The organism is Terrimonas alba, from assembly GCF_042434975.1.
Classification (GTDB): Bacteria; Bacteroidota; Bacteroidia; order Chitinophagales; family Chitinophagaceae; genus Terrimonas_B; species Terrimonas_B alba.
Window position 1 is genome coordinate 426,987 of the sequence record NZ_JBHMQM010000007.1, and the last position, 7,111, is coordinate 434,097.

Below are 7,111 nucleotides of genomic sequence, written 5' to 3' on the forward strand. Positions count from 1 at the left end.
AGGCCACCAACACACAGCCCCCGCTTTTTGGAAACTCTGATAGTATTCAGTATCTCCAAAAGTGATGGGTAGCGTTATAAAGTTGATGTGGTAGTTATGAAGATCATTAAAGATATGCAGCACCGTCCTTTCTCTTTGGGAGAAGGGATAAGAGGGATGAGGCCGTGTTCCGTACGATGAAAGGTGCGACCTGCCTTTGCCGGCAGGCAGGCGCAACAAAGATGCCATGAAAGACCACCGTTGGTTAAATAAAAAAATTATGAAAAAAGAAATTCTTGAATATGCACTAACCATCAACCGGCGAAAATTTCTTTCCCGGCTTGGGTTGGGCATTGGTGGAGTGGCATTGGGATCTTTATTGATACCGGATCTTTTTGGCGGCAGTGAAGAAGAAATGGTGATGACGGGCCTGCCCCACTTTGCACCAAAGGCCAAGCGCATCATTTACCTGTTCCAGAATGGCGCCCCTTCGCAGCTCGACTTGTTTGATTACAAACCGATGCTGAAAAAAATGCATGGCGAAGATCTGCCGGCATCCATCCGCATGGGTCAACGACTAACGGGTATGACGGCCAATCAAGAAAAATTCCCGCTGGCCGGAAGTATTTTCCAATTCAATCAATACGGGCAGTCAAGAGCCTGGATCAGTGAGTTGTTACCGCATACCTCTAAAGTGGTGGATGACCTTTGCATCATCAAAACCATGTTTACCGAAGCCATCAATCATGATCCGGCATTGACGTTTTTCCAAACCGGTGCACAGGTAGGTAACAGGCCCAGCATGGGATCCTGGCTGAGTTATGGACTGGGAAGTGAGAATAAAAATTTGCCAGCTTTCTGTGTGTTGTTATCAAAAGGAAAAGGCAATGGACAGGGAGTGTATTCCAAACTATGGACCAATGGTTTTTTAGATTCCATACACCAGGGTGTGCAATTCAGCAGCGGTGAAAATCCTGTATTGTATTTGAACAATCCCGAAGGCATCGATAAAGATGATCGAAGAAAAATGCTGGATAAACTGGCGGCATTGAATGAAGAGTCGTACAAGGAATTTGGTGATCCCGAGATCAATACCAAAGTGCAGCAATACGAAATGGCGTATCGCATGCAAACAGCCGTGCCCGATATTACCGATCTGAGCAAAGAGCCGGAAGATATCATCAAGCTCTATGGTCCCGATTGTTTGACACCAGGCACCTATGCCGCCAATTGTTTGCTTGCAAGAAAATTGTCAGAGAATGGTGTTCGCTTTGTGCAGTTGTATCACCAGGGTTGGGATGGCCATGATAATTTACCCGATCAAATAAAAGGACAATGTAAAGATGTTGACCAGGCCTCTGCAGCGCTGATCACCGATCTGAAGCAACGTGGCCTGCTCGATGAAACACTGGTGATATGGGGTGGCGAATTTGGCCGCACTAACTATTGCCAGGGTATATTGACAAAGGAGAATTATGGAAGGGACCATCACCCGAGATGCTTTACCGTGTGGATGGCAGGCGGTGGTGTAAAACCTGGTGTGTATGGCGAAACAGATGAGTTTGGTTATAACATTGCCAAAGACCCTGTACATGTTCACGACTTTCATGCAACGATCCTTCACCTGATGGGCCTTAACCATGAACAGTTAACGTTTAAACATTTGGGACGGCGATACAGGCTGACCGATGTATCGGGTGAAGTGGTGAGGGGGATAATAACGTAAAGCCCATCCCGATCCCGACGTATTGTCGGGACCACCAACACGCACCCTCGCTTTTCAAAGACTCAACTTATTATCGGAGTCTTCGAAAATGCTGGGCAGCGATATGAAGATGATGTGATAGATATGAAAATAATTAAAGATATAAAGCACCGCTCCCTCACTTTGGGGGAGGGAGAAGGAGGGAGAGGCCAATGAACCGCAAACAATTCATAAAACAAAGTTCCATTGCAGCAGCAGGCATGTTGTATGCACCGGCTATTCTGCGTGGCGCAACACCCGAAACTATTCTCGGTCACAACAACAAACGCTACCGTATCAACACCAGTTGGAGCCAGGCAAATGCGGCGCAATTCCCGGTAAAAGATTGTCATGAGATGGTACAGGACAAACTGGGCCGCATCATCCTGCTCACGAATGAAACAAAAAACAATGTGCTCATCTATGATAAGGGTGGACAACTGCTCAGCAGTTGGGGACATGAATATCCCGGTGCACATGGTCTTACCCTGTTCAATGAAAATGGCCAGGATGTTTTATTTATCTGCGACAACAACCTCCACCAGGTAATCAAAACAACCGTGGATGGAAAAGTATTGATGACGCTGAATTATCCCAAAGAAACGGGGCAATACGCTAAGGCCGATGAATATGTTCCCACCGAAACCATCATTGCTCCTAATGGTGATATCTATGTAGCTGATGGGTATGGAAAAGATTTTGTGATACAGTATGACTACAAAGGAAATTATATCCGCCACTTCGCCGGTCGTGGCGAGGGTGACCAATATGTCGTCAACACGCATGGCGTCTGCATCGATAACCGGGATAAAAACAATCCCTGTTTAATTGTGACATCGAGAGTGCAGAATGCGTTCAAGCGATACACGATGGAAGGTAAATATATTGATACCATTCCCCTGCCCGGCGCCTGGGTTTGTCGACCCGTTGTTCATGGTGATTATTTATATGTGGCCGTGTTACAAACCAATGCCCGGCTCGACGAAAAATCCGGTTTTGTGTTGATCCTCGATAAAAATTATAAAGTTGTTTCCAACCTCGGTGGTAACCTGCCGGCTTATACCGGTAATAAACCGGAAGAAATGTATCAAACTGTAAAAGTGTTTCAATACCCGCATGATGTATGCATAGACGATGAAGACAATCTCTATGTGGCCCAGTGGAATTCAGGTCATGTGTATCCTTATAAATTGTCGCCGATATGAGAAAACGGGTTGTACTACTTTTTGATTTCAATTTTAGCCGAACGATATATCCTGTACTTCCTTTCTTTTTTGTCTTGACACAAAAAAGAAACAAAAAAAGTCTCCCGATAGCTATCGGGACGAAAAAAAGGGCTAAAAATTACTTCACAAGCCTAAACGCAGCGAACTCTCCGCCTTCGGCGGATCAAACAGCGCTGCGTTTTTAACGGCTTGTTCCGTAATTTTCTTAACGCCCTTTTTTCGAGGCCACATATTCAATACATGCAAATAATCCTTCTGACACCTGTATTAATTTTATTGAGTTTCCAGGAAAGCTTCGGTCAGCAAAAGTTTCAACTGGCGCCGCCCATGTTAAAATATGAGTCGGGTTTCTTTTCGGGTAAAACATCGTTGGAAGTTATCTTTAACCAACCCGGGGCTGAAGTTCGCTATACAGTAAACGGTAATGAACCCACCGAAAAAGATCGGCTTTATTCGAATCCTATACCTATCACCCAAAAAACGCTGGTGAAAGTAAAAGCCTTTGGCAACGACTATCTGCCATCTGAAACAGTGACGGCTTCATTTATTACCGAAGGCAAAAAGATTAAGCAGGCAATCTATTCAAAACCCAACGAATCCTATGCCAACAGCAAGGCGAATATTTTGCACGATAATATCGGCGGCCAGGTCAATTACCGTTCAGGTAGCTGGGTGGGCTTTGATAATGATACGGTCACCGTTGGTATTGAATTACAAAAAAAGGAATCGGTCAGCAAGGTGCTGATCAGCCTGCTGCAGGATGAAAACAGCTGGATCTTTTTGCCCGAGCAAATACTGGTGTACTATTTTAACGATCAGCAAAAAGCTTTTTTGCCGCTCGGTAAAGAAACATTCCAATTTGATGAACCGGGACCGAAACAGGTTAATATCCGTGAGATACAACCTTCGATGGCTGTTACAACAAAGCAATTAAAACTGGTTTTCTTTCCGCTGAAAAAAATTCCCGGCTGGCATAATGGCAAAGGCAATCATGGCTGGCTCTTCCTTGATGAAATAAAAGTATATTGATACACATGCAACGCTGGAAAAACTATTTGTTCAATGCATCACTGGCTCTCAACTGCCTGCTGGTATTTTTATTGTTTTTTGAAAGCAAATTGTCCGTTCCCGCCTGGCTGCAGGTTACCGGTCGCATGCATCCGTTGCTATTGCATTTCCCGCTTGTATTAATTGTGTTATATGCTATCGCTGTGGTTGTTCGTCCACCAAATAGAACCAGTAGTGATGATTCCTACAGCAACTCAACAGAACTGCTATTGTTATTCGCTGCCTTCACGGCTGTTATCACCTCGCTGATGGGTTTGTTTTTATCCAAAGAAGAAGGTTATGATCCCGAAGCGTTGTCATGGCATAAATGGGGTGGCGTAGCTGTTTCTGTTTTCGCCTTGCTGTGGTATAGTTTCAATAAACAGTTCCATGCAAAAAAAATTGGTTCTGTTCTTACATCAGCTTTCGCTTTAGTTCTAATACTTTTCACAGGTCACCAGGGAGCCGGCATTACGCATGGAGAGAATTTTTTACTGGCTCCCATCATGCCGGAGATAAAGCCAGCCATCGTATCGCTGGAAGAAGCCGTGGTATTTACTGACATGGTAAAACCCATCCTGGAAGCAAAATGTGAATCCTGCCACAACAGTAAAAAAGCCAAGGGTGAGTTGATCATGGAATCAGAAGAACTGCTGTTGAAAGGAGGAAAAAGCGGGCCGCTTTGGGATAGCACAGAAGCCGATTTGGGTTTAATGTTGCGCCGGGTGCATTTACCATTGGACGCAAGAAAACATATGCCACCGAAGGGTAAGCCGCAGTTAACCGAAGATGAAATCGCCATCATGACGCAATGGATCCGCAAAGGCGCTGACCTTAATTTAAGAGTTGCCGATCTTTCACCCACCGATACTTTGCACCAACTGGCTGTTAAAACATTTACCGCTATCGAAGTAGCCACCTATGATTTTGATGAAGCCGATCCTGCTGATGTCCGGAAGCTGAACACCGTGAACCGCGTTGTCAGCAATGAAGCGCTGGGGTCACCGGCACTGGCCGTTAATTTTTTCCATAGCAATCTCTTTACGGTTGACCAGCTCAAAGAGCTGAATAAAATAAAAAAACAAATCGTCAACCTCGACCTGGCGAAAATGCCCGTGAAGGATAAGGACCTTGAACTGATTAGTGATTTTGAAAATCTTCGCCGGCTCAACCTGGCCTTTACACAGGTGACAGGTGCCGGTTTAGCCAGTTTAAAAAAATTAAAATTTCTACATACGCTTACTCTATCGGGAACCACAGTGACCGCCCGGGACCTGGCGCAATTGCAAAATTTTCCCGAATTAAAAACAGTATATACCTGGAACACGCCGCTAAACACCAGGGACATAGAGCAGCTGCAAAAGAAGTTCAGCCATATTCGTTTTGAAACCGGTTATAAAGGCGATACCACTATCATGAAATTGTCGCCACCGGTATTGCTGAATGAAGAAAGTTTTATTTCCGCTGCCATTCCGCTTAAACTAAAACATTATATCCAGGGCACAACGATCCGTTACACCACGGATGGCACCGATCCCGACAGTCTTCAATCACCCGTATTCAAAGGTGATGAAACCATCAGTGGTAGCAGCCATCTCAAAGCAAAGGCGTTTAAAGCCGGCTGGGCCAGCAGTGATATCATTGAAGCGAATTTTTATAAAACCGGGTACACAGCAGATACTGTTATTTACCTGACAAGGCCTGACAGCAAATACATCGATGAAAAAGGCAAGCTGCTCATCAACCGGGAAAAAGGTGAAGCCGATTTTCGCTTTGGTGGCTGGGTAGCATACCGGGAAAACCGGATGGAATGTTTATTGGAACTGGCCAAACCTGAACCGGTACAAAGCATTACGCTGAGTTCGCTGATCGATATCGGCAGCTATATCATGCCGGCGCAAACGATAGAAGTATTTGGCGGTAATGATGCAAAAGATTTAAAGTTGATCGGCCGAATGCAACCCGAACAGCCAAAAAAGATGAGATCCACTTATACCAAGGGTTTTGAGTGCAAACTCCATACGGCTCCGGTAAAATATCTTAAGCTCGTGGTGACACCTGTTGCCAAACTCCCATCCTGGCACCAGGGCAAAGGTGATAAGGGTTGGATATTTGTGGATGAGGTGTTGGTGAATTAATGCTGGTGATTAGTGAGTTGTCAGTAGCGAGTGAAACGCAATTCCTTTTCGTATTCCAGGTAGTAGAAATTATCGATACCAATTGTATTGGCGATTTTTTTTGATCAGAAAACTTTCGCTTTTTTTAAGCAATTGCAAACTTGCTGTTGAGACAATTGTTTCGACCATTTGGATGGTAACAACTTTCGTATATTTTTGAATAGCCCATTCAATATGACCTGGAAACAAGATAATAATTTACCCTTCCTGACATTCGAATCAGTAGCGACAACTGCTAATGAATTAAAAGCTGACTTAGAACTTGTTCTTGAACGACTTAACAAAGAAGAGATTATTAGCAATCGGCAAATTTTATTATTTATTGATGCAACAAATGGTCATATTTTCATTTCTGAATATGACCGCAGGGCAGATGAAGCCTTTGACGAAAAAGGAATCTGGATTGAACTTGAAAATCTTTGGCAAGAAAATGACAACGCTTACGATTTTGATGACATAGTAGTAAAGGCAATAAAAAAGGCTTTGAATTCGCCGATTGGGACTATGACGAAAGACAAGTTTGAAGTCTATTATCAAACTGAAGAGGACGACCTGAAAGAAATCAAATGACCCCCTATGCACTATTGATTACAAAATAACTCGAATAGTGCGATTGGTGAAAAACACCAACCCCAAAGTTAAATTCAATGCCAACACCGGTACGCCTTAAAACGTTAGCGTTGACTTATCAGTGATAGCTCTCGTCAAAAAATACAGTAATGAAACAACCTTTGATTTTCCTACTTATTTCGCATGCTATTATGTTTGATACTCCCGGGCAAGGGATAGCGAATTCGAACCAAAAATGTATATCAACGTTTCTAACCGACTCCTCTTTTTCAGCTCGCTGGAAACTCGATTCTGGCTGGATAAAGTAAACAGTGTAGTGGATGTATGGTACCCCGGTGATGCCGGCGGTGCTGCCGTCTCCGATATTT

5 protein-coding genes are annotated in these 7,111 nt (G+C 44.1%); all 5 read left to right on the forward strand.

Going from position 1 to position 7,111, the window contains the following annotated elements:
* Positions 1 to 259 precede the first annotated feature (259 nt).
* The 5 genes from ACFEL9_RS21100 to ACFEL9_RS21120 all read left to right on the forward strand — a co-directional run bounded on the left by ACFEL9_RS21100 (position 260) and on the right by ACFEL9_RS21120 (position 6,743).
* The gene (locus ACFEL9_RS21100; RefSeq protein WP_385894319.1) at positions 260 to 1,705 is read left to right on the forward strand and encodes a DUF1501 domain-containing protein; all 1,446 of its coding nucleotides are present in this window, start codon (positions 260 to 262) and stop codon (positions 1,703 to 1,705) included.
* A gap of 191 nt (positions 1,706 to 1,896) precedes the next feature.
* A complete protein-coding gene (locus tag ACFEL9_RS21105) occupies positions 1,897 to 2,928 on the forward strand; it encodes a 6-bladed beta-propeller (protein WP_385894321.1) in 1,032 nt (343 codons plus the stop codon).
* Between the two features lie 261 nt (positions 2,929 to 3,189).
* Positions 3,190 to 3,978, forward strand: a complete 789-nt coding sequence (locus tag ACFEL9_RS21110; RefSeq protein WP_385894323.1) for a chitobiase/beta-hexosaminidase C-terminal domain-containing protein — start codon at positions 3,190 to 3,192, stop codon at positions 3,976 to 3,978.
* A gap of 5 nt (positions 3,979 to 3,983) precedes the next feature.
* Positions 3,984 to 6,134, forward strand: a complete 2,151-nt coding sequence (locus ACFEL9_RS21115) for a chitobiase/beta-hexosaminidase C-terminal domain-containing protein (protein WP_385894324.1) — start codon at positions 3,984 to 3,986, stop codon at positions 6,132 to 6,134.
* A gap of 213 nt (positions 6,135 to 6,347) precedes the next feature.
* Positions 6,348 to 6,743 carry a hypothetical protein gene (locus ACFEL9_RS21120; RefSeq protein WP_385894326.1) on the forward strand — a complete coding sequence of 132 codons (396 nt, stop codon included), beginning with the start codon at positions 6,348 to 6,350 and terminating at the stop codon, positions 6,741 to 6,743.
* Positions 6,744 to 7,111: the final 368 nt, after the last annotated feature.

Excerpts from the sequence above, each read along its gene's own strand:
- ACFEL9_RS21115 (WP_385894324.1), top strand. The coding sequence starts at position 3,984 with ATGCAACGCTGGAAAAACTATTTGTTCAATGCATCACTGGCTCTCAAC.
- ACFEL9_RS21105 (WP_385894321.1), top strand. The coding sequence starts at position 1,897 with ATGAACCGCAAACAATTCATAAAACAAAGTTCCATTGCAGCAGCAGGC.
- ACFEL9_RS21100 (WP_385894319.1), top strand. The coding sequence starts at position 260 with ATGAAAAAAGAAATTCTTGAATATGCACTAACCATCAACCGGCGAAAA.
- ACFEL9_RS21120 (WP_385894326.1), top strand. The coding sequence starts at position 6,348 with ATGACCTGGAAACAAGATAATAATTTACCCTTCCTGACATTCGAATCA.
- ACFEL9_RS21110 (WP_385894323.1), top strand. The coding sequence starts at position 3,190 with ATGCAAATAATCCTTCTGACACCTGTATTAATTTTATTGAGTTTCCAG.